General features: G+C 55.1%; 14 protein-coding genes. 6 read left to right on the top strand and 8 right to left on the bottom strand.

The annotated features are described in order from the left end of the window. Positions 1-43 precede the first annotated feature (43 nt). Positions 44-1387, top strand: coding sequence for an MFS transporter (locus BFP95_RS01810; RefSeq protein ID WP_083224188.1), 1344 nt, complete (start codon positions 44-46; stop codon positions 1385-1387). Between the two features lie 39 nt (positions 1388-1426). Here the strand turns inward: BFP95_RS01810 and BFP95_RS01805 are convergent, their stop codons facing one another. Beyond that, positions 1427-2236 carry an AraC family transcriptional regulator gene (locus BFP95_RS01805; RefSeq protein WP_065875220.1) on the bottom strand — a complete coding sequence of 270 codons (810 nt, stop codon included), beginning with the start codon at positions 2234-2236 and terminating at the stop codon, positions 1427-1429. 75 nt (positions 2237-2311) lie between these two features. Between BFP95_RS01805 and BFP95_RS30235 the strand changes: the two genes are divergently transcribed. Genes BFP95_RS30235 through ddlA form a run of 3 tightly spaced genes read left to right on the top strand, consistent with a single transcriptional unit; the run spans position 2312 to position 4212 of the window. Next, complete coding sequence (locus BFP95_RS30235) at positions 2312-2401, top strand: helix-turn-helix domain-containing protein (protein WP_225930676.1); 90 nt, start codon at positions 2312-2314, stop codon at positions 2399-2401. Between the two features lie 33 nt (positions 2402-2434). Further along, entirely contained in the window at positions 2435-3073 is a 639-nt protein-coding gene (locus BFP95_RS01800) for a LysE family transporter (protein ID WP_065875219.1), read from the top strand. Positions 3074-3117: 44 nt separating this feature from the next. Beyond that, the gene (gene ddlA, locus BFP95_RS01795; RefSeq protein ID WP_065875218.1) at positions 3118-4212 is read left to right on the top strand and encodes a D-alanine--D-alanine ligase; all 1095 of its coding nucleotides are present in this window, start codon (positions 3118-3120) and stop codon (positions 4210-4212) included. On the opposite strand, the gene pgeF is transcribed toward ddlA, so the two are convergent. From pgeF to BFP95_RS01780, 3 genes are read right to left on the bottom strand one after another with little or no spacing between them, the layout of a single operon-like run. After that, a complete protein-coding gene (pgeF, locus tag BFP95_RS01790; RefSeq protein ID WP_065879674.1) occupies positions 4202-4945 on the bottom strand; it encodes a peptidoglycan editing factor PgeF in 744 nt (247 codons plus the stop codon). The genes ddlA and pgeF overlap by 11 nt on opposite strands. Before the next feature lie 27 nt (positions 4946-4972). Next, a complete protein-coding gene (gene ggt / locus BFP95_RS01785) occupies positions 4973-6802 on the bottom strand; it encodes a gamma-glutamyltransferase (protein ID WP_065909094.1) in 1830 nt (609 codons plus the stop codon). 37 nt (positions 6803-6839) lie between these two features. Next, entirely contained in the window at positions 6840-7619 is a 780-nt protein-coding gene (locus BFP95_RS01780) for a PhzF family phenazine biosynthesis protein (protein ID WP_065909091.1), read from the bottom strand. Positions 7620-7947: 328 nt separating this feature from the next. Here BFP95_RS01780 and BFP95_RS01775 point away from each other — a divergent pair, with 328 nt between their 5' ends. Continuing rightward, positions 7948-12120: an AvrE-family type 3 secretion system effector gene (locus tag BFP95_RS01775; protein WP_256534082.1), complete on the top strand. Its 4173-nt coding sequence runs from the start codon at positions 7948-7950 to the stop codon at positions 12118-12120. 296 nt (positions 12121-12416) lie between these two features. Here the strand turns inward: BFP95_RS01775 and BFP95_RS01770 are convergent, their stop codons facing one another. Next, the gene (locus BFP95_RS01770; protein ID WP_065909085.1) at positions 12417-12638 is read right to left on the bottom strand and encodes a hypothetical protein; all 222 of its coding nucleotides are present in this window, start codon (positions 12636-12638) and stop codon (positions 12417-12419) included. Between the two features lie 1473 nt (positions 12639-14111). Between BFP95_RS01770 and BFP95_RS01765 the strand changes: the two genes are divergently transcribed. After that, positions 14112-18050 (top strand): YobI family P-loop NTPase, encoded by a 3939-nt coding sequence (locus tag BFP95_RS01765; protein WP_065909083.1) that lies wholly within the window; start codon positions 14112-14114, stop codon positions 18048-18050. A gap of 384 nt (positions 18051-18434) precedes the next feature. Here BFP95_RS01765 and BFP95_RS01760 read toward each other — a convergent pair whose 3' ends face one another. The 3 genes from BFP95_RS01760 to BFP95_RS01750 form a co-directional block, all read right to left on the bottom strand. After that, positions 18435-20570, bottom strand: a complete 2136-nt coding sequence (locus BFP95_RS01760; protein ID WP_065909080.1) for a hypothetical protein — start codon at positions 20568-20570, stop codon at positions 18435-18437. Positions 20571-20677: 107 nt separating this feature from the next. Beyond that, positions 20678-21772: a metallophosphoesterase family protein gene (locus tag BFP95_RS01755; RefSeq protein WP_065909077.1), complete on the bottom strand. Its 1095-nt coding sequence runs from the start codon at positions 21770-21772 to the stop codon at positions 20678-20680. Positions 21773-22130: 358 nt separating this feature from the next. Continuing rightward, on the bottom strand, positions 22131-22988 hold the full coding sequence (locus tag BFP95_RS01750) for a hypothetical protein (RefSeq protein ID WP_065909075.1): 858 nt from the start codon (positions 22986-22988) through the stop codon (positions 22131-22133). Positions 22989-23023 lie beyond the last annotated feature (35 nt).

Here is a 23023-nt window from a genome sequence, read left to right as displayed (position 1 = left end):
CGGACAGGACGCTGTGATGCCTTCCTCTCGACCCTCAGGCTGGATGCTGACGTTGCTGGCCACGGCGCAACTGATCATCGCGCTGGATGCCACCATTGTGTTTGTCGCGTTGCCGCAGATCGGCACGCACCTGGATTTCTCCGCCCAGCAATTGCAATGGGTGGTGAGCGCCTACAGCGTGGCGTTTGGCGGTTTCCTGCTGCTGGGCGGCAGGGCCACGGACTTGCTCGGCAAGCGCCGCTTGTACCGGGTGGGGCAGTCACTCTACGCATTGGCTTCCCTGGCGGCCGTGCTCGGCGGCAGCGCGGTATTGCTGGTGCTGGCGCGAGCGGTGCAGGGCGTGGGTGGCGCGATGTTGTTCCCGGCCACCTTGGCGCTGATCAATACCCACTACGCCGAAGGGCCAGCACGCAACCGTGCGTTCGCCGTGTGGAGTGCGGCGTCGGCGGCGGGCCTGGCGCTGGGCGCGTTGCTCGGTGGTGTACTGACCCAGGTGTGGGGCTGGGAAGCAGTGTTCTTGGTGAATGTGCCTTTGGCCGGTGGCTGCGCCTGGGCGGCGCGTTACTGGATACCCGCCGATGGTGAGCGTGCGCGGGGGCGCAACTTTGATATCAGCGGCGCGTTGACCGTGACCGTCGGCGGTACTTTGCTGGTGTTCTCGTTGGTACAAGGTCCGGAGTGGGGTTGGGCAGCAACGTCCACCCTCGGTTGCCTGGCGTTGGCGGTGGCCCTGCTCGGGCTGTTCACCTGGATCGAACATCGCGGCCGCGACCCGCTGATGCCGCTGCGTTTGTTGGCCTACCGTGAGCTGCGCATGGCGATGGCGCTGACGGCGGTGTTCATGAGCAGTTTTGGTGTGCAGTACTACTTTCTGGCGTTGTATTACCAGCAAGTCTACGGCTACAGCGTGTTGCAGGCGGGGTTGGCATTTTTGCCGGCGACGTTGGTGTGCACGTTCGGCATCTGGCTGGCGGAGCGCTCGTTGGCCAGGATTGGGTTGCGTAATACGTTGGTCATTGGGCAGCTGGCCGGCGCGGTCGGAATCGCGCTGGTGTGCTGGGCGTTGCCGACCGGTGTGGGGTTCTGGTCGCTGCTGCCAGGGATTTTCATCTTGAGCATCGGCCAGGGCATGACTTGGACCGCGATGTGGGTAGCGGCGGGTCTGGGTATCCGGCCGGGTGAGCAGGGCGTGGCAGCGGGGATGGCGTCCACCAGCCAGCAGATCGGCGGGGCGCTGGGGTTGGCGGTATTGGTGTCGGTGGCGAGTGCGGGAGGGATTGAGCTGGCGTTGTGGTGGAGTGCGGCGATTGCGCTGGCGGGGGCGGTGTTGGCGCTGCGCTTGAGAGAAAGCAGCCCTGGGGCGACCACGTTTTTGGACGCAACATAAATCAAAATGTGGGAGCGGGTTGCATTTCAAATCGGGGTTTCAGCGCCCGAGCATCTTCACCCAACGCGACGGTGGCATGCCGTAGGTGCTGCGAAATTGCCGGGTCATGTGGCTCTGGTCGGTGAACCCCGCGGTCAACGCCGCGTCTACCAGCGACTGGCCCTGGGTCAACAGGCTGCGCACCAGGTCCAGCCGACGCATGGTCAGGTAGCGGTAGGGGCTGGTGCCGAACAACAGGCGAAAATCCCGCGATAGCGCCCAGCGGTCCCGGCCGGCGTGTTCGGCCATTTCATCCAGGGTGATGCTGCGGCCCAAGGCGCTGTGGATAAACTCCCGGGCGCGCTCGGCGGCGAGGTAATCGAAGGTCTTGCGGCTGACGATAACGCCCGAGAGGTTGTTCAGCGCATGGGCCAAATCGAACAGGGCGTCCTGCTCCTGCAACGGGTCGATGGGGTTATCCAGGTTTTGCAGCAGCACTTCGCTGGCGCGGAACAGCCTTGGGTCTGTGGATAAACCACTGGGGATAAAGGGCAACGGCTTGCCACCGAGAATCTGCTGGATCAGCGATGGCTCGATGTAAATCATCCGGTATTTGAAACCTTCGTCACTGCCGGCGTGACCGTCATGGGTCTCATCGGGGTGAAGCACCATGGTCGTGCCAGGCAGGCTGTGGATCATGGCGCCGCGATAGTGAAAGCTTTGCACGCCAGTCAACGTACGCCCGATGGCGTAGGTGTCGTGGCGATGCGGGTCAAAGGCAAAGCCGGCGAAGTACGCCTCGATACGGTCCAGGCCACTGGCGTGCGGGGCGCGGTGTAGCCAATCGAGGGTGACGGAGGGTTTGCCCATGGTGAGTGGTCACAAAAAAGAGGTGGAAACACGTTAACCCAGTCTGCGGCGGCTTGTCTGTCGGGTCTTGAACGATTGTGCAAGCTGGATGCCATCTGCGCCTATCTGGATTGCCAGCCCGGTGATTTGCTTGTACATATGGCAGAGCCGGCTGCCGACCCGTAGGGGCTTGTCCACACCGCGAAGAAGGATCATTCGATGCTGCTCACCCACCTGCCGTACGCTGCTCCGTTGTTGTCGCTGGCGCTGCTCTGGACTGTCGCGGTGGTGACGCCGGGGCCTAACTTCTTCAACACCGCGCAATTGGCCGCCAGTTGTTCGCGCCGCCATGGTGTGGTGGCGTCCGCCGGTGTGGCGACGGGCACCATCATGTGGGGGTTGGCGGGAGGCCTGGGCATCAAGTCGCTGTTTACCGCCGCGCCGATGCTGTACATGGCGTTCAAGATCATCGGCGGCTGCTATCTGATTTACCTTGGCTTGAAACTCTTCAAGCGCTCGGCACCGAGCATGAGCCAGAACGTGCTGCCGGCTGAGGCGCGTCGTTCGCTGTTCTCTGCATGGCGCCTGGGGTTGCTGGGTAATCTGTCCAACCCGAAGGCCGCACTGTTTGTGGCCACCATCTTCGCCTCGACCATGCCGCCTTCGCCATCGCCGATGCTGTTGACGCTGGCGGTGATCACCATGGCGACCTTGTCGTTCAGTTGGTATTCCTGCGTGGCCTTGGTGTTTTCCAGCGAGCGTATGGCTAACGTGTACAGCCGCTCGCGTAAGTGGCTCGACCGCTTTGCCGGCGGCTGCTACCTGTTGTTTGGCGCGCATCTGGTGGCGAATCGCTGACCGCACGTGGTAAGAAGCCTTACTTTCAACAGTGAGGCAGGGTCATGAGCAAGGTGCGGGTAGGTATTATTTTTGGTGGCCGTTCGGCCGAGCACGAAGTCTCATTGCAATCGGCGCGCAATATCGTCGATGCGCTGGATCGCTCACGTTTCGAGCCGGTGCTGATCGGCATCGACAAGGCCGGCCACTGGCACCTCAACGATACGTCGAACTTCTTGCTCAACCAGGAAAACCCGGCCCTGATTGCCCTGAACCAGTCCAACCGCGAACTGGCTGTAGTGCCCGGCAAGGCCAGCCAGCAACTGGTGGAGACCTCTGGCACCGGCCTGCTGGAACATGTCGATGTGATCTTCCCTATTGTCCACGGCACCCTCGGCGAAGACGGTTGCCTGCAAGGCCTGTTGCGCATGGCTGACCTGCCTTTCGTCGGCTCGGATGTACTCGCTTCGGCGGTGTGCATGGACAAGGACATCAGCAAGCGCCTGCTGCGCGATGCCGGGATTGCCGTTACGCCGTTCATCACCCTGACACGGAGCAATGCGTCGCGTACGTCCTTTGAGACGGCGGTGAGCAAGCTCGGCTTGCCGATGTTCGTCAAGCCCGCCAATCAAGGCTCCTCGGTGGGTGTGAGCAAGGTCGGCGACGAGGCCGAATACCAGGCTGGCGTCGAATTGGCCCTGGGCTTTGATGAAAAAGTGCTGGTTGAATCCGCCGTCCAAGGCCGTGAAATCGAATGCGCCGTGCTGGGCAACGAACATCCTATTGCCAGTGGTTGTGGCGAAATCGTGGTGAGCAACGGTTTCTATTCCTATGACAGCAAATACATCGACGACCAGGCTGCCAAAGTGGTGGTACCGGCCGATATCAGCCACGAAGCCAGCGAGCGCATTCGCGGGCTGGCCATTGAGGCGTTTGAGGTGCTGGGCTGTTCCGGCCTGGCGCGGGTCGACGTGTTCCTCACCGATGCCGGCGAAGTGTTGATCAACGAAATCAACTCACTGCCCGGCTTCACCCGCATCAGCATGTACCCCAAGTTGTGGCAGGCGGCGGGGATGAGTTACAGCGAGCTGGTGAGCCGGTTGATTGAGCTGGCGTTGGAGCGGCATGCGGGGCGTAAGGGGCTGAAGATCAGTCGGTGAGGCCAGCGGTTTGCGGCGAGGGAGCAATCCACGAATAGATCAACGTCTTCGCCTCCTCCGGGTGATGTGTCCTGCGGCGATAGCTCGCAAACGTGGGTGAGGTGCAGTAAGTACATACCTCACTCACCTCGATCTGCTCTGGTCGAACGCCTGCCGCTTGCAGCAACATTCCTCCATACCCACTCAAATCAAACCACGCGCTTCCCGCTTGCCTGGCTTGCGGCGGCGCGATCTGTGGTGGCAACAGCGGTGCAGGCTGCACGGTGCTCCAAGGCGCCTGAGCGCTGTGCCACAAGTGCCCCTGGTCAGCCTGAAGTTGGGCGACAAACGCCTCGCTCACCTCATAACAGCAAGGTTTGATCGCCGGTCCGATCGCGACTCGCAATTGGTCGACGTTAATCCCTTCATCGGCAAAACGTTTCACGGCATTGGCGATAATTCCGCCTTGCAGCCCCTTCCAGCCACCATGCACGGCCGCCACCTTCTCGCCATTTTCCGAGGCAATCAGAAGGGGCAAGCAATCGGCAGTGATCACGGCGATTGGCTGATGCTCACCCGTGTACACGCCATCCGCCTCCACGGTGTTGGTCACCTGCTCGGCTTGCCATTCAATCACCGACGCACTGTGCACCTGCTTGCAGATGAACACCTCTGCCGGGCGCAGCGGATCATTGATCGAACAAAAACCGTGGGCTACACCCGGGATGGTGTCGAGATTATCTGCCTGCTGCACAGGCGCTTTCTCCGTTGATTGAAATGTTCAGTCGCCGACCGCCTGGCCTTCGCGCCGTGGGTCGGCGCCGCCGTTCAGTGACACCTTGCCCTGGGCATCCCGCGTGCGAACGATGGCCTGGATGCCGCTGGTCATATCGATCTCGCTCACTGCATGGCCCTTCTCCTTGAGCGCCTGTTTCAATGCGGGGCTGAACATACCGGCTTCCAGCTCGGTCGCACCGTTGCGGCTGCCAAAGTTGGGCAGGCTGATGGCGGTTTGCGGGTCGAGCTTCCAGTCAAGCATCGCGACCAGGGACTTGCTCACGTATTCGATGATCTGCGATCCGCCGGGCGAGCCGACCGTGGCCAGTAACTCGCCGCTTTTGCGGTCGAACACCAGCGTCGGCGCCATGGCCGAACGCGGGCGTTTGCCGGGCTCGACACGGTTCGCAACAGGCTGGCCATTTTCTTCGGGAATAAACGAAAAGTCGGTCATCTGGTTGTTAAGCAAGAAGCCCTGGACCATGACATGCGAGCCAAACGCCGCTTCCACCGTGGTGGTCATCGACACGGCGCCGCCCTGGTCATCCACTGCCACCACTTGCGAGGTAGAGATGCGCAGCGGCGAGCGATCGGGTGCGTAAGCCACCTGAATGCCCGCAGGCAAGCCTGGCTTGGCGATGCCCATGCTGCGCTCGCCGATCAAGGTGGCGCGCCTGGCCAGGTAGTCCGGTGCGACAAGGCCTGCCACCGGCACCGGGACAAAGTCGGCGTCGGCAACGTATAACGCGCGATCAGCAAAGGCCAGGCGACCGGCTTCAGCCAGCAGGTGCACGGCTTCGGGTGTCGGCTCAAGGCCGTCGTGCGATGGGCTTTTCACCGGTTGCATCGCTGCGATGGCCAGCCCTGGGTCGTGGGCTTCCAGCGCCTGCAAGGTGCCGAGGATTTGCGCGATGGCGATCCCACCCGATGACGGCGGCGGCATCCCACACACCTTCCATTGTTTGTAGTCAGTGCACAGTGGCGTGCGTTCCTTGGCGGTGTAGCCCTTCAGGTCTGCCAGGGACAGGCTGCCCGCATTACGATTGCCCTGCACTGTGCGGGCGATCTCATCGGCAATCGGCCCGTGGTACAGCGCATCCGGCCCTTCCTTGGCGATGCGCTTGAACACGTCTGCCAGTGCCGGGTTTTTCAACACGGTGCCGATGGCTTTCGGCGTGCCATCGGCGTTCAGGAAGTACGCCGCCATGTCTGGCGATTGCGCGATGTAGCGATCGGCCGCGATCAAACTGTGCAGGCGCGGAGAAATCGCGAAGCCCTGTTCCGACAGCCTGATCGCCGGTTCGAACAGCTTGGCCCACGGCAGGTGGCCGGTCTTTTTGTGTGCCATTTCGAGTGCACGCAAGACGCCAGGCGTACCGACCGAGCGCCCACCGATCTGCGCCTCGGGAAAGGTCATCGGCTTGCCGTCTGCCTTCAGGAACAACCGCTCGGTTGCCCCGGCCGGTGCGGTTTCACGGCCGTCATACGCCTGCACGTTTTTGCCGTCCCACAGCATGATAAATGCACCCCCGCCGATGCCCGATGATTGCGGCTCCACCAGGGTCAACACCGCTTGCATCGCAATCGCTGCATCAATCGCCGAACCGCCCAGGCGCAACATGTCGCGTCCGGCCTCGGCCGCCAGGGGGTTGGCGGCAGCGGCCATATGACGCTCGGCGTGTTGGGTCGTGAGGCCGGTGCGATAGCCCGAACCCAGCTCCGGTGCCGGCGGCTGTTCGGTGACAGGCGTGTGGCAGGCTGCCAGGGCGAGGGCTGCGGCAACCACTGACAATTGACGGCGGGAAATCGAAAACACGCGCTGAACTCCGTTCATTTTGAGAATGATCTGTTGTCCTTGGGGTACTGCTTTTTTACAGGTAAATCGTGCCTTGCAGGTAGAGCACCGCATGACCGGAAATGATCACGCGGTCACCCTTGAGTTCGCAGCGCAATTGGCCACGGCGCTTGCCGCCTTGTTCTGCGGTGAGTTGCGCCGTGCCCAAGCGTTCGGCCCAGAACGGCGCCAATGACGTGTGGGCCGATCCGGTAACCGGGTCTTCATTCACGCCCACATTCGGGCCGAACCAACGGGAGATAAAATCAAACTGCGTGCTTTTGGCCGTTACCGCAATCCCGCGCTTGGGCAGGCCCTTGAGGCCTGCGAAATCTGGCGTCAATGCGGCAACTTGGGCTTCGTCTTCGAGCAGCACGATGTAGTCATCGGTGCTGAACACTTCGGCCTGTTCAATGCCCAGCGCGCTCAACATGCCCGCGGGCGGTTCGCAGCCTTGAGGTTGCTTGGCGGGGAAGTCCATCGCCAGTTCATCGCCCTGACGCGTTACCCGTAGCTCGCCGCTACGGGTAGCAAAGCGCAACACGTCTGGCGCATCCGCCATCTGATGGATCAGCACCCACGCCGCCGCGAGCGTGGCATGGCCACACAGGTCCACTTCGACTTGCGGGGTAAACCAGCGCAACTCATAGAACCCCTCACGAGGGACGAAGTAGGCGGTTTCGGAGAGATTGTTTTCCGCTGCAATGTTCTGCAGTTGCTCATCGCTCAGCCACTCGGTCAGCGGGCAGACCGCCGCCGGGTTGCCGCCGAAGACGGTTTGGCTGAAAGCGTCGACTTGATAGATATCCAGTTTCATCGAGCGCACTCCGTTGAGGGGGGAGCCGGACACTAACAGTGGGTCAGGCGAGCGTCAAAATACAGATGGAAGGTTTTTTCGGGCGCATGAAGTCGCCGTTGTGATTAGGCATAAGTGGAACCAAAAACAGCGAGTGCCCACTAGACAGCTGTGATTCATTATGTTTAGGAGCATTACCATGCACACAGGATTAGATCCGCTTCTCAAATTACAGCGTGCCCTTGCCAATTGCGTGACGCAATGGCACGAGGAAACCCCTCCGCGTAAAAGCCCGCCGTTGTTACCGCCAGTGTCGTTGCTCCACTATCAAACACTTCAACCGACCTCAATGCAGTTCGATGCCCGACTTATCAACGGGAAGGTGCAGGCTGATACGACGCTTGCGGGGCGTGAAATCGCCCAACACCTCAACCAGCCGAATAAACACTATGTGGCCGATGGTCCTTCTGCAGCGGGTACCCATACGTTGCGGATGAAGGATGAACGTCGGTACCTGTTTCATATTCAGTCCACACCCGCTGTCGCAGCGGTGTTCAAAAGCAGCTTTCCCGATGCTGCCGACGGCGCAGGTGACGGCCCGGGGCGCGCGCATTTGGGTAGCGTCAGCGCCATTCAAACCACTGCAGAGGGCCAGCAGTTTCGCCTGGATGGCGCACGACTGTTTCGGTTCGAGCCCCTCACGCTTTCCTGGAAGCCAGACGCGGATGCTCGCGCATTCAGCCGCATTGGCCTGAGCAAAGAAGGTGAGTTGCTGAAGACGCCCGAAGCGTTTGCAGACAGCAGCGCCCAAGGGCGCACTACGGTGCTGCTAAGTCAGGACCGGGATATTTCTGTTGTGCATCTCCAAGGGGTTGGCGCACAGACTGTGCGCCCGGTCGATGAGTCAGGTTTGCCGGTGCAACTCATGCGTATCGGGGTGTCGGGAAACGCCTTGTTTGGTGCGACCACCGACGGTGAGTTAGTCCGTGCCGACCTGCGCATGGCACGAGATGACAAGCTGCCCATGGTCAGGCAAACGGTCGACGCGCTGGAGCGGGCGCTGAAGGGCGCCGTCAATGTGGAAGGCTTCTTTCATGATGACGCCGGGCAACTCAATGCCCAGGTGCGCGACGCACGCCTTCAATTGCACAGCGTGCCCTTGAGTGACGGACATGCACTAAGCCCGCAATGGAACCTCAGCGATGTGCTGGTCAAACACATCGAGAAAGGGCTGCCCCTGCCCAGCCTGCAGGCGCTGGCGTCGGCGGTGGATCTCGGACAACGGGGCAAGATTGCACTCGATGCAGGCAACCTGTTGACCTGGGATGCGACGGCACAACGTTGGGAAAACGCTGGGCAGCCTGGTATCGAACATCTGGCGTGTGGGCTGGATGGTCGCGCCTATGTGCTGCAAGAGGGGCAATTGAAGGCGGTAGCCATCAGTCAAGTGCGCGACCCGTTGATTGAGGGCGCCAGTCACGATCTGGTCGCACTTCCCGCGCCGCGCCCGCACGTGTCCCTTGGCGAGGTGCTCGCCGGGGATAGTCAAAAGCCCGTGACCGGATTCGCTGTAGCGGACGGCCGAAATTTTGTGACCGTCAATCAGGATAACCAGCTGCAGGTCCATCAGGACGGCGTCGCCAGGGCGTTGGAACTGAGCCCCACGATTGACATAAAGACACTCGCCCTGGATCACGTGGGAAATCTGTATGCACATACCCAGGAAGGCGATTTGTTCAGGTTGGATCGCCAGGCCTGGCAGGGCAAAACCGAGCAGGCGCAAAGCTGGAGCAAGGTTGAACTACCGGATCGCCAGCCCTTGGAATCCCTGCGGATGGGCGCCGATAAGCACCTGGTTGGCGGGTGGGACAAGCAGTTCCATCGGCTGGAGAATGCCACCGCCAGTACGATGAAGTGGGGCCCGGTGCAATCGACGAGTCAGGCACCGTCACTGGCTGATACGTTGGTGGATACTTCGATGCGTGCACAGTTCAATGGGGGCGCGCTGACCGTCAGCAGCAATGTGATGGGGCAAACCCGTGAGGGGGTGCCGCTCAAGCGCAATTTTATCAAAGGGATCAAGGCGCACTTCCACCCGCTGGAAGGCCTTAGCCAGATGGGTAAGGATATTCAGCACCATTTCAAAGGCCGCAAGGGGCTGGAAGGGATCTATGCTGACGATAAACGCCTGCATGAACAGCTCAAGCCTCTGGCGCAGAGTCGGCCGGTTCCTGCTGACCTGGGCGTGCGGCTCGCCGCCCTGAGCAAGCCGGGGCCGCGTCAGGCGTTGGCCGAGCAGATCCGCCAAGCGCTGACCGACGTCGAACACAGTAGCCAGTCAAGCGCGCGCCGCCTGGCAGACGTGCATGGCATGGCATTTGACGCTCGGCCCACGTTGAGCAGGGCGGCGATCGACCCCGGTTCGACGCTGCATCAACTGTATGACGTGTTTAAAAGAGTCTCCCCCTCGGCGCAAAAATCGACCGCTGCGCTATTGGCCAACCTTGAAGGCCAAGGCTTGGCGCTTCCTGCTTGGACGCCCGAGCGCCAGCGCAACCGTGACCACCCCTCGGCACTCATTGAGGGCGACCTGATTCATCATGCAAGCACGCTCAAGCAACTGGCGGATCTGGCACGTGCGCTCGACGATACGTCAGGCGTTAGCCCAAGCGGCCTGGAGCGCATAGGAACCGCTCTGCGCGAGACGATGCAGGCGTATAAAACCAGCCCTGTCCACACATTGGCCAGCCAAGGTATTGCCAGCTATGAGCAGGCGGAGTCGTTGTATGGCAACTTCAAACTGTTGGCCAAGGACCTTGGAACACCTGGTTCTGCGCTGCACTGGCATCTTTCGAGCCTGCTGGGATTGCCCACCGGTGCTTCCATCAAGGAGGCAATGACGCAGCAGGTACAGCAACTGGGCAGTGGCCAGACCCTCGCGCCGAGCCGGACCCAAGGTAAAAGCGTGGGGTTGATGGTGACGGAGGTAAAACCCATAGCCCCCCTGGAGTTCTTCTTGGGCGCCTCCAAGTCGCATACCCACGGTGTGAGTATCAGCCGCACCGACAAAGGCGCGCGGGTTGAGATCAGTACGGACGATATGCGGCGGCTGGCCGGTTCGGTGGCCTCTGGCTTGACGCTGGGGCGAGGACCGGAGGCGGTGGGGCCGGCCTTGAGGGTCGCTGCGGAACTGACAGCAGCGGTGGCGAAAAACACAGGGTCGAGCATCGGCTTTGACGTGAAAGAAGCAGACTTTGGCAAGATGATGTCGATCCTTACCGGCGAGAACGGTACCGTCTATGACTTGCTGGCGTTGGGTGAGGAGCGCGCGACAGCCAAGAGCTCCAAGATCAGTGGTGACGTCAATCTGGACGTACTCACCCAATTGCGCTTGATGTACAGCCCGCGGGAAAACATCGCCGAGTTGGACTCAGTGATACGCGCTGGCGTCGGTGTGGTGGGCAACCTCAATCTCGCGCATGCAGATAAGAGCCAGTCGACCACGTACACCGCAACAGGTACCAGCCAAGGTACGACAACCAGTGCTCAATTATTCAGGCAGGGCGGGGTTGGCGCCAACATCGCGCCGCTCAACGCGTTGGCGTTAGGCCGGGCCGACAGTGACGGGCCCAGCGCGGCGGCGGCCTTGTTGCCGGAACTGTCGGTCATGGTGAAGTTTGATCGCGGCGAATCGCAGGCTTTCAGTTTTTCGTTCAAGCATCCGCAACCGGTTACGCAGTCTCAGATGGATGAACTCACCCGCAGCGTGTCGCTTTACTCGCCGACTTTCAGGCGGGAGCTGGCAGCGATCGGGCTGTCGGGGAGCACCATCGATCAACAGTTGGCCACGGTGCAACGGTTTCTCACGACTCATCCGCCCATGGCAACGAAGCCGGACGCTTATCACGCCATCAGCCAGTCACTGGATAAGTTGATCACCCAGCAGGACCTGGTGAAGAACGGGCTGCGCCAACTGGCGTCGGTCGAGTCTTCCGTCACGCGTGTGGGGTTACGGGATGACGGGCGCCATGCGTGGCTGGATGATGTGGCGCCGGCCAACAAGGCGGCCATTGAACAGTGGTTGAAGGATGACCCCCAGTTTGCCCAGGTACTTGATCAGTGGCGCCAGGGTGAGGGCACTTCAGTGAAGCTCGGCATGGAGCTCAAGCCGCAGGTATTGCGCGCAATAGAGCGTAGCCACCTCGCCGGTGAAAGTACCGAACCGCTGATCCGGCGTGCCCTGAGTGACCGTACCAACCTGCGTGTCAAAAACATGAGCCTGAGCTACACCACGACGCAATCCCATGGCATGTCGATACCCACTATGAATCTCAGTTTTTCCAGCAGCGCTGGGCTGAGTCTCACGCAGAAACGCGTCAATGCTGATCTTGAATACGGAATGGATCCCGATAAACCGTTGCGCATGAACCTGAACGATACGCTGGGCAGTCTGCCCAGGCATGATCTGACTATTGACCTGGCAGATCAGCGGGTGAGGACGCAAAACCGGCCGATCATCTGAATCACTTCGACGTGTGAGCGCGGCGCCGAGGTGCTGCGGCTGGCGGCCCCAGCAGTTTTCGCGAGGCATAAAAAAACGGCCTACCTTTCGGTAAGCCGTTTTTAGTACTTGGTGGTACACAGTCATTTGAACTGATATTTTAGTGCGCTGTATTTAAAGGGTTTTGTTCGGAGACTATCAGTTAGGCATACATGTAGGCATACACGCTGCCTTCTTCTGCCTACAGATGTAGTGGTATTCCCGCTAGGTAAAGCACCACCAGTTGGTAGGTGATGTCTAGCCATTCGGCCAGGTAGTCACTTCTTTGTCCGACCTTCTGCCGACAGTGAGGCGAGAGCAAGGGTGATGAATCCTGCATTCCCATCCAGGGTTTCTAGTGCCCCTCGGATGTTCTGTGCCACTTCTGTGGATCCTCTTTGCTCAACCCAGTTTGACAGCTCCTCGATAGCTGCCCCCAGCGCCAGTTGGTTTTCATTTATGCGCTTGAGTAATGACGCAAGCAAAGGGGTGTCTTCCATGATGTTCTCCCACCGTGTTGTCAGGTAGTCAATCTACCTCCAGCCAGTGGCTTTGCATATCAGCTGTCCTCACCACCTGGTGATCGGAAATCACGCTGGGCATCTTGATTCACGGGAGGGCAACAATGTGGTGTAGGGCCAACTTGGAAAGGCAGCATGAGAGCACATATCCAGCCCCCCTCCAAAACTGGTGTAACCGGTGTTACGAGTGTAACGCTCGTCACCAAACACCCGGTTTCATTGGCTTTCACGCCCGTTACACAGTTGAGCAACAAAGCGTACATCCGATGTAACGCTGCCCATGCGTGTAACGCTAGAGTCAGCATCCTGGGTTGTGGGCAGGCGCTTGGCGCTCCTGCCTACCAAGCGAATTTCGCCGGCTCCGCCTTTCGATGAGAGGAAATCATGCTGGGGACCCTGAGAGGTTTCGCTTCACACGGGGCATGAAACCCGCGGTATTGAGTTAGTGGGAGGCACCGGAAGTTACTGAAATTTCAATCGTTGAAATTGAAAGGATCTTGAAGAAAAAGGACCATCGTTACAGCTTCGGTAAAGGTGGCTATATCTGTTGCTGATAGTGAACACCCGCAGGGCGTCAACCATGGTGATGGGTGTCAACCACGTCAACCTGTCAACCAACTTAAAAAATCCAGTCGCTAACACGAACGCGCGGGTTCTATGCCCCGTGCCTATCTGAAATGGCCAGGGTCCCCAGCGGCTTTTCGATTCATAGGGCAAATGCACTGGTGAACAGCAGTTCACTTGTTCACTAAGCTGGGCACCTTTCCGCTAACAAGAACACGCGGGTTTCCTACCCGAATCTAGTCAGCTCTCCCAGGGTTCCCTGGAATATTTCAGGTGAAAGGGGCATGACCATGATCCCTATCGCTGAAGGCTTATCTGCTCACGGGGCTAGGGACAAAAATTTGTGTTACAGGTGTTACAGGTCATGTTATCTATCTGAATAGTATAGGTTTTTGTAGCGTTACACTTACGTGAGCTTTTATCTCTCACAGGTGTAACAAGCAGTGAGGGTGTAACATCTCGCGGTGATACTTGGACTATGGGATCCCAGAATTGGCGTACCGCTGTAAAGTATTTTTCGACCATTCGCTGCCATTCGCAAAGAGCCCGTATCGGCCAAAAGTAGCCGATTAAGCCTGTCAGCGGACCCAGCGCCGATTCAAGTCCGGGCAAACTTAAACGAATGTTCTAGGCTGAGCTGTCGACGCACTGGCTGGAATATGCGCAACCTTGAGCTTGGTGGTTCTACCGCCCAGCACCTCGGTGTGCTTTATGCAAAGAATTTTGTGCGGCATTTCGAGTTGACCTAGGAACAAAGCGTTCGCAGGCCAGGATGGCCGTGCGCTATCATCGCGGTCCATCAGGCTTACCAGATTTTATTTTCCTGCTGAGACCCATGAGCGGTCACTGAGGAGTGCCTGGGAGCCGCCAGCCAGCTTGGAGACACGGATGTTCATTCGACTGCGCGCAATTTATCACCAGGCATTAAATGCAAAGAACCGGTGGAGCAACGAGGCTCGACGCAGGCTAAGCGCTCTGAAACGGTACTCATGTGCGGCCGTTCGCGCTTACGAGGCCGCGCATGCCTTTTTGACTGTACCAACTCATGAAAACCTATTCGAACCGCTAACCCCTGTGCTGATAGACCCTGAGAAGGTCCAGCGGTATGAGCGTGAGCTGCTAAATGGTCTGACGAACGAGCAGGTCAGAAACATCGCGATCACTGGTGAGTATGGGGCTGGCAAGAGTAGTGTGCTTCGTACCTTTGTCCATCGTCATCCAGAATTTGTCTATGCGTTTGTTTCGTTGGCCACGTTCGGGAAAGACATTGAAATCTCTGGGGCGTATGAACTTGTCAAGGACACCGCTGCGTCCTCCGGATCGCCGGGTTCCCAAGAATCATCTGGCAAGGCAGGGCAAGAGTCTAAATCCGATGAAAAGAAAGCTGAGTCCGATCTCGTTGACCGGATAGAGGAGACAATCGTTCAGCAGCTGTTATATGCCGTACCTGCGAAGACTTTGCCTAAGACACGCCTTAAAAGAATCGACCAGGCCTCAAGCGTGAAGATCTGGTGTAAGACATTCTGCTATGGCCTCCTCATTTTGGCAGCCCTGAGACTCTACGTTCCTGCAGCAGAAAAACTGCCGAAGATTGAGCCGAACTGGTTCTTGGAATGGCTGCTGTCAATCCCGAGTTCGCTCGCTATCGGAATTGCCGTGTTAGGGGGCATTCACTTCCTGCACGCAGGTCTGAGGCTGGCGTCGTTATTTAGTATCGATGGGCTGACGCTCAAAGGCGGCAAATTAGAAACCACTCACCATGGCTCCGTCTTACACAAAAATATTGATGAGATTATTTACTGCTTTGAGCGCAGTAGCATTGATGTCGTAATCATCGAGGATCTTGACCGTTTCGGAATTCACGACGTTTTCACCCGATTGCGAGAAATCAATTTCATCATCAAGCAATCCCCCCAGGTCAACCGACCCGTCTATTTCGTTTATGCGCTACGCGATGAAATGTTTGTCGTAGGTGAAAAGACTAAGTTTTTTGACCTTATCGTCCCAGTGATCCCGGTCATCAACTCGGAAAATTCCCAAGAAAAAATGATGGAGCTTCTGAACCTTCGAACCTTCAAATCCAAACCCTTGGGCGAGCATCTCGACCGTCGACTGGTGGAGACGATCTGCTATTACATCGATGACCTCCGGTTGGTGAAAAACATCGTCAACGAGTTCGATATGTTCTCGAATATCCTTGCCAGCGGATTGCGTTTAGAACCGGACAAACTATTCGCGATTGTCGCTATTCGCAATCTTCACCCTGGCGAGTATGCCGACCTAGTCAAACGCCGAGGGGCTATCTTTGGTGTTATCAAGGGCCTCGATGCCTGGAGGACTGAACAGAACAGCGCGTATGCCAACAAACTTGGTGATCTGCGCCGCGAGCGAGATGAGCGAGCGACTGAGTTAGCCAAGAATGTCACTGAGCTGAGGGCCTACGTCTGGTTCACGCTTCTTCGCCTGACCCGCACTGAGGTGGCGACCCACACCAGAGTGGGATCCTCGTACTACACACCGCAAGAGTTCGTAACCGACGAGGTATTCGACTTGCTGATGAATCAAAGTCAGCCGCTGGGTACGGTAGCTTTACAGCAGTATGGGCAGGTCTTTAGGCAGTCCCCTTCGAATGTCTCCATGGCAGAGCTGCTCAATGCAACCGACTATGAGCGGCGCCATACGCTGCTAGGACGGCCGCTGAGCACAATTGCGGATGACATTGCAGCGGTGCAGGAACAATCTGATCAGGTCATCAGAATGTCATTTAAGTCCGCAGCTAAGAGGGGTTATGGAGAGGTTGTGAGGAATAATCTCCCGGGCTTGGACGTTGTAAGTTATCTGATGCAGCATGGTTTTTTTGATGCCGACTACACGGACTACCTAGGCTACTTCTACCAGGGCTCGCTAACACCTGGAGATAAGGATCTGATCCTTTCGCTGAGACGTGGCGTACTCGCCGACGTGTCCACGCATGTCGACAGCCCGGACAATGTATTGGAAAAGCTCAAGAGCGACGAGCTGGACGAGGGCAGGGGGATCATAGTTGATTTGGTTGCCTGTTTGAGCAGGCAAACAAGCTCGCTCGCATCTGCTTCGGTAGACGCTCAGATGCGGCACGTACTACGGAGCGGCCTTAACGAACACACGGATAGAATGGCCATCGCAGTGCGCGAACTTCTTTCGCGTTCAGAGGCGGCTTGTTTTATTCAGGCTGTTTATCGTCTTGAACCAAAACTGTTCCTGCGGCTTTTTGACGCTGTGGAAGCAGGGGGGGCATTTGAAGGCCGCGAGGCTCGTCAGGCGCTTGTTAAAGCAATCGTCGACCACCTATCGGAGGGCGACTTGAAGTCCTTGGCTAACGATGCTGTGACGGATCTGGTGCCTAAAATCGAATGCCTAGAGGACGCATCACGATTGATGCCTGGCCTGGAAAGCAATGTAGGAGCATGGGCTTGGCTCAGAGCCTACCCCATCCGGTTTACCTCACTTGGCAGTGTGATGAGCCTCGCCGAGCTCGAAAGGCTAATCGAATGGGGCTGCATAAAGATCAGCCTGCCAATGCTCTCGCTAGTATGCACAAAGTCCGAAGGTCGGCAGTCTCTCAAGGACGTAACGTTTGAACCTGCGGATGCAGGCATCATTACCTTGCGCAGACTACAGGCGCTTAGCATCGACGGGCTAGATGAGTTGCTGCTATCGCATGCCGATGAGTTTGTCAGCACGCTTCTGGATCAATCCGCTGCCTTGGATGAGTCAAGCGAGTCATTGGCGAGTTTGTTGGCTGAATTGGACGGGCATCACGATTTGGCAAACAGGCTCTTCGAGCACACAGAGTGTGACCTTCAAACTATCATCGAGGTCCCTCGGTATCTGTGGACGAAGGCACTGGAAAATAATCGCCTGGAAGCCAAAGCTGAGGCTGTGTGGGTCTTTTTTGAGGAAATTATTAAGGCAGACAGCGAAACTGCGGGCGATGAAAGCGGATTGGAGCCCTCAAAGGTATTCACTGGTTTTATTGCTAGGAACGCATCTGATCTCAAGCACAAGCTATGGCATTCAACCAGCGAAGACTGGAAACTGCAGCAGTATCTTCTAGCCTCTTCCGATATTAGTAACGATGTGCTCAAAGAAGTGCTGGATGGCGTCGTACTCCAAGACCTGTCGATGGTGAAAGCAGCGCTTCCCGCAGGACGCTGGCCAATGCTGGTGACATCGGCGTACCTGCCGTACAGTTCGGAGATTCGAGATATCGTACTGGCTGCGTGCCCACATCTTGAGGGCCAATACTTGGCTGAACGATGGGATTTTGCAAAGTCAGAGATTGATATTGGCAGGCTCCAGCTTGAGTCGATGATTACGCTAAGCAAAAGCAAAGCGCTGACATTGACTCAGAAAATTCAAATGTGGTCAGGGCTCACTCTGGAAATTGTTGAAAGCAAACCTGAAGCGGTGCCTGAGCTCGCCCGCGTTTCTGGACTTGCTAACCAGTCAGGAGAAAGGTTCAGTGAACCCCTGCTGCCAGCCTTGCGAAATCTGGTGCGCAGCTCAAGTCTAACGTCTGACCAACGGTCTGAAATGCTGACACAATGTCTTCCCGGAATGAAATGGCCAGATGTTTCGGCTGCGCTCGCATTGCTGGACGACGCAGACTTCAAAACCGTTAGCCATAAGGTTAAGAGAATTCAGGTAAGAAGTACTGAAGGAAACTGGAGGTTGGTCAACGCGATGAAGTCCCAGGGCTATCTGGCCACGCTGACCAGGACAGCTGAAAATATCAAAGCCACCACTAGACCCTCGTCGATGACGCAGGAGGGGGCATGGTTGTAGTGTGAACTGGACTACAGTGAAGAAGTTGCCACTCTTTTATTCGAGGAAGGAACTGGATAGGAGAAACATTTGGGTTAAATGTGCTGAAAAGCGCTGAGGAAATATCCACCCCCCCCAAAAATGACCAGATCTAGTCTCAGAAAGGGGGGCAAAGGCTCCTTTGCTTGCACGATGGCCTGTCTAGCCGGCCGCCTCTTACGCGCACCGAGAAAGAGCGGGGCCGATTTAACGTCCAGCTCTGAGCGCCAGCTTCTGGACGAAAGCGGGTATTCGCCGGCCGCTCCGCCCGATCATAAAGCTAGGTAAATAAACAGAAAAACTACTAGCCTTTTCTAATTCTGGAGTGGATATTTGAATTTGCACTAATTCTTTCTCTAGTTTGCGTTAATTGTTGTCTTGTTCTAGAGTTGCTGGCTCAAGGCTGTTGATTTTTTCGGAGCTGGCGATCTTTAGAGTTTGCAGTCTTTCCATTAGAAACTTTCTGTCTTCAAGAGATACTAATGAAAAAATAATTTCTGGAGGGGCGATGTTGCCACCTAAAAGTCTAGAGAGATAATATCTTTCGTTAGACTCGTCAGCATTGACACGAAAAATAAGTGAGCACTGCTTAAATAATGAGACAAGCATAGTGATTTCGCGAAGGCGCTCATATTCGAACCATAGAGCATAATGGCCTTCATAAAATAGGGTTGTTAGTCGCTGGCTGTATACGACATGGTAAGCGAAGAATAGATCTTTCATTTCCTTGTCAGATAGATGGATTTTGTTTGTTACGGATTTTTTTGAATAAAAAATTGTCGCTCTTATAAAATTATATATATCGCCGCATTTTTTTGCAGTATCAGCGATTTTTTTGTAAGCATTATGCGCTTCTTCCTCAAGGCCAAATAGACGCTCTATGCGCATTGAAATATTATTGGCTGCAATGAAATATCGTCTATTTTTACACTTGTTTCTCAGCTCTATCAGTTTTCTTCGTTTGTTACCTTTCCCATTTAAGCAAGTTAAAATAGTGTGAGCTTGGAAGAATAAAGCTCCTTCTTCTCTATAGAGAAGAGCTTGGTTTGCCGCATTTATTGCATCAGCAGAATCTCCTTTTTCATCGTAGCTAAGAGCTAGATCTATATAGATCTTAGATTCAAATTCAATGGTTAGAGCTCTGGCTGCTAATAGGTCGGTCATCACATCAATCGATCTGACAAATTCCCGAACCATGCGCAAGCTTTTTCCATATGAAAAAAGTATTTCCTTGACGAAGTGGTCGTCGCGAAGCTTTTGTAGGCTCGGGTAAATCACATGGCATAGCGATACTACATATCGATATTGATGAGCTGAAATTAGCTTTCTGGTATAGTGACTTAAAAGATTTAAGCTGTCTTGTATTTCGCGAGAGTTATTGGTTTCGATTGCGTCATTAAATACCCTTCTCAGTAGGGTGTTTGCATTGCGAATAGCAAAGGTAGAGTGATTTAAACTCTCCAAACTAAATTTTCCGCTCAGTTTTGGCTTGCCAAGCTTCCAGTCTGCCGAAAAATAGAGAGTTAACGCTTTTGAAGTTAAATCCTTATACTCGTCCTTGTTTAGTTTTGACCTAACATAGTCTTGAACTAAAGTCTTCGCGACAATTACCTTTGGCAACTCTGTCGCTTCATTTCGGAATATGAAGAAACGAAGACCTTCTGCAAGTCCAAGCTTCACAAGAGGGCCGCCCATGCGGGGGTAGAGCATTCTGTCTTTGTCAAAGTTTTTTAGGTTTGATATGTCTTCACCATAAGGAAATATCGAAAGACATTTCAGTAAGTCATAACTAAAGTCTTCTGTCGAAGACTGGAGTCGATCTATTTGGAGTTTCAAAGCCTCTGGAATATCTTCTACGTCGATATTATGGAGGGCTGCGTCTGAGTTTTCAGCTGCTATCTCAGAAAGCTCCATGTACTCAAGCCGCTCTAACAGTTTGTCAATGGCCCGGGAGGAGCCTCTCGTTATCAGATAAATTTCCCCGCCAGCAAGGTCAGCTTCAGTTACTCTGTAGCCCCAAGGGTGCCCTAACACATATCGACTACAGTTTACTTCGTCCATGACTTTCAGAGCTACGGGGTCCAATCCCGCATTTGCGATGTCATGGGTGGTCTTAAGAACAATAGTCAAATTCGGGCATGTTTTTACTAGCAGTTCGGATATATTCCTCACCTCACTGAACATGCTCAATCCGCTTGAATACTTATGGACTTGAATGTTGTCAAATATTACGGTTACGTCTTCTTCAGCTAAAAGTAATCGACTTAAATCTGTTGAATATATGTTTAGATCGCTTTGCATGGCCTCTTCAAATGAAGAGGATTCGGTATAGCCATGGCAGTTGATATGATATGTAAGCCTTGGTAGGATTTTTAAATGTTGGGAATAAGAAAGGAATGCCTCCCCGTCAGTGTCCCAAGGTGCCACTAACCAAACGAGTTTGTCTGCAAATACAATTCTTTTGAACTGCTCAAGATCTACCCTCGAAAAGGATAGAGCCATATGCGGCTGGTACAGGGGAAATTTGTGCCTTTTCTTGTGGAAATGCTCAACTTGAAACTCTCCCAAAGAAAAAGCGGAAGCTGGTAATGCCTTAAGTGCGGTATTGGCTACATTCCTTTTTTTTTTGAGCTATAACGAAGTTCCCGAATTTTAATTTCACTTTCGGCACAGTCGCCGCCATCTGGAAGCTCGGCTGGATCAACATTAACGCGCCATCCACCACCTGAGATACGGGATGCTTTGCGCGGCCAGAGAGTTATAACTTCCTTTTCTGCGTCAATCTTTGCTAACAAAAAACCATGTCTACGGGGCTCTGCGTCACCCTTAACTTCCTCTGAGCTAAAAAGAGAGGCTGCCTGAAACTCCCGCTTAACTTGACTTCCACCATAACCATAAAGCCGCCCATTTAATTCGTGCATGTGCCCGAACAGGTGAGCGTCAAACCGGCCTAAAGGATTGATTTCATGGTTAAAATCTTTTAGTGCCTCTGAATTGAACCATTCTTTTGGGTGGTGCGTTATGAGAAGATTAATATGATTTGCGAACGTCCATTTTTCAATATCTCCAGCGACGGCTTCACTGACCTGTTCGGAACAAAACTCCAAGCGGCCAAAAAAGTCACCCCCCTCCAACTGTGACCAAGCGCTGTTGAGGCCGACGAGGCCGATACGAAGACCATTGATCTCGAAGGCGCCGGAACTGTCTCCTGGAAATATACCTTTATTATTCTGAATTAGTGGTATTTCACTATCTATGAGGTGGAGAATAAAATTCTCATAATTTTCAAATGCTTTCTTCATTTCTATGCGGGAGTGACTTTCATCTTTGTATAACAATGACTCCCTTACTTTCGGGCGTTTCCGCCAACTATCCACGGCTGTAACAACCGATGAATCTTCGGCAGGTCGCTGCAGGTCATGATTTCCAGGTACAATAAATAGTTTTGGGTTGGCTCCAAGATTATTAAATAACTCCCAAAGCTCTGCTATGTTTTTGAAGACGTTTTCAAACTCGACTTCTTTTGCCATCTGAGTCAGGTCGCCTGAGAAAATCACCAGGTCAATGGGCCCGTGGATGCGGAAGTGGCGCTCTAGGTCTTTAAAAATCTCAGCTTTTATTTGAGGCCAAAGATGAGCCGAACCGCTCATGCCAACATGAAGATCACTAACATGAAGCCAGCTGAATGTGGAGCCACTATCCATGAAATCTGTCCCTAATAGATTGAAAGAGCTCCCAACCGCTCACTTATTTTCCCAGTCTACAAGATTTCTTAACGTCACAACACAATGCAGCATTGATCAATCGTCCCAAGCGGTGTAGGTATCATGCTAGCAAAACGGGACATTGAACAATCTCGATTTTGCGGCACTGACTGATTGGTCCTTGCCGATTTTGGCCTTTTTTGGGAGTGCGCACTCTCTATGTGTAAGTCGCTCGTGGGTGCGTAGGATCGTCAGATTTGGCTTGGCCTCGTGTGAGTGCGAATTTGCACGGGGATTTTTTGAGCTGTTGCGAGATCTTAGTGAGGAAAACAGCCCGCGAGGGCGGGCTGATTCGCGATTACGCAGCGAGTAGGTCTTCTAGGGAGATGTTTCGAGCAACCGATGCCAAATCGGAGCGTTCAAGTTTCGAATGTAAGGGGCCGAAGCGGGGCACCTCCAGCCCAGACATCCCATCTCCCATTCCGCCTTTTTGGTAGCTGACGGCAAGTATCCTTGCACCTACAGCGAGCAGTTGCTCGGTCACCGAGTTCCACTCCTCATCCAATGCAAATCCAACCGCGCTCAATGCGGCTGTTTTGGACTCATCTCCATGTTGGCGAGCAGTCGTGATTTGAGCCTCAAGAGCATCAAGCTCGACTTGTAGAGCACTGAGGATCAGATCTTGTCTCCTTACCTGCTCGTCCGTTGTTGCCAACTGCTTAGCGGCCTTTTGCATTTCGCCGCTTGCTGTTTTTTCCCCTTCTGCATCACCGCTTGCGAGGCATTTGGCGTAGGACGTTGCAGCATCGCGCTCGGCTTGTTGCGCCTTTTCCAGGGCTTGATCGGCTTCTGATTGAATTGCCTGAAACCGCTCGTTCAGGTGGGATTTTTTCCGTTCCAGCGCTTCGATTTCAGCAGTCGCATCGGACATTGCTCGGATGGAGTCGACTTTGATTTGATCATTTTTTTCCAGACGTTCTAGGTGTTGAATCTTCCGATCAATTGCAGCCAACTCGCGTGGTATTGCACGTATACGAGCTTCGGCGCTGGATATTTTATCGGCAGCTTCGCTTGCTTCCGGGCTTCCAATTGGGTTGCCAATAGCACTGAAACCGCGCGGCGCGTTACGCCATTCGGCTTCCAGTTGTGGAAGGCTTTGTTCCAATATTTCCAGTTCTTGATTCAAGGCGGCTTGTTGCTGTTTTAGCTGGTTCATGTTGCGTTCCCAAAGGCGAAAGGTTGATTGGTTTT

The organism is Pseudomonas sp. 58 R 12, from assembly GCF_900005865.1.
Classification (GTDB): domain Bacteria; phylum Pseudomonadota; class Gammaproteobacteria; order Pseudomonadales; family Pseudomonadaceae; genus Aquipseudomonas; species Aquipseudomonas tritici.
Note: the sequence above shows the minus strand (reverse complement) of the source record. Positions and strands in the feature narration are given on the sequence as shown.

Excerpts from the sequence above, each read along its gene's own strand:
- BFP95_RS01810 (WP_083224188.1), top strand. The coding sequence starts at position 44 with ATGCTGACGTTGCTGGCCACGGCGCAACTGATCATCGCGCTGGATGCC.
- BFP95_RS01805 (WP_065875220.1), bottom strand. The coding sequence starts at position 2,236 with ATGGGCAAACCCTCCGTCACCCTCGATTGGCTACACCGCGCCCCGCAC.
- BFP95_RS01800 (WP_065875219.1), top strand. The coding sequence starts at position 2,435 with ATGCTGCTCACCCACCTGCCGTACGCTGCTCCGTTGTTGTCGCTGGCG.
- ddlA (WP_065875218.1), top strand. The coding sequence starts at position 3,118 with ATGAGCAAGGTGCGGGTAGGTATTATTTTTGGTGGCCGTTCGGCCGAG.
- ggt (WP_065909094.1), bottom strand. The coding sequence starts at position 6,802 with ATGAACGGAGTTCAGCGCGTGTTTTCGATTTCCCGCCGTCAATTGTCA.
- BFP95_RS01780 (WP_065909091.1), bottom strand. The coding sequence starts at position 7,619 with ATGAAACTGGATATCTATCAAGTCGACGCTTTCAGCCAAACCGTCTTC.
- BFP95_RS01775 (WP_256534082.1), top strand. The coding sequence starts at position 7,948 with ATGCAGTTCGATGCCCGACTTATCAACGGGAAGGTGCAGGCTGATACG.
- BFP95_RS01770 (WP_065909085.1), bottom strand. The coding sequence starts at position 12,638 with ATGGAAGACACCCCTTTGCTTGCGTCATTACTCAAGCGCATAAATGAA.
- BFP95_RS01765 (WP_065909083.1), top strand. The coding sequence starts at position 14,112 with ATGTTCATTCGACTGCGCGCAATTTATCACCAGGCATTAAATGCAAAG.
- BFP95_RS01760 (WP_065909080.1), bottom strand. The coding sequence starts at position 20,570 with ATGGCTCTATCCTTTTCGAGGGTAGATCTTGAGCAGTTCAAAAGAATT.
- BFP95_RS01755 (WP_065909077.1), bottom strand. The coding sequence starts at position 21,772 with ATGGATAGTGGCTCCACATTCAGCTGGCTTCATGTTAGTGATCTTCAT.
- BFP95_RS01750 (WP_065909075.1), bottom strand. The coding sequence starts at position 22,988 with ATGAACCAGCTAAAACAGCAACAAGCCGCCTTGAATCAAGAACTGGAA.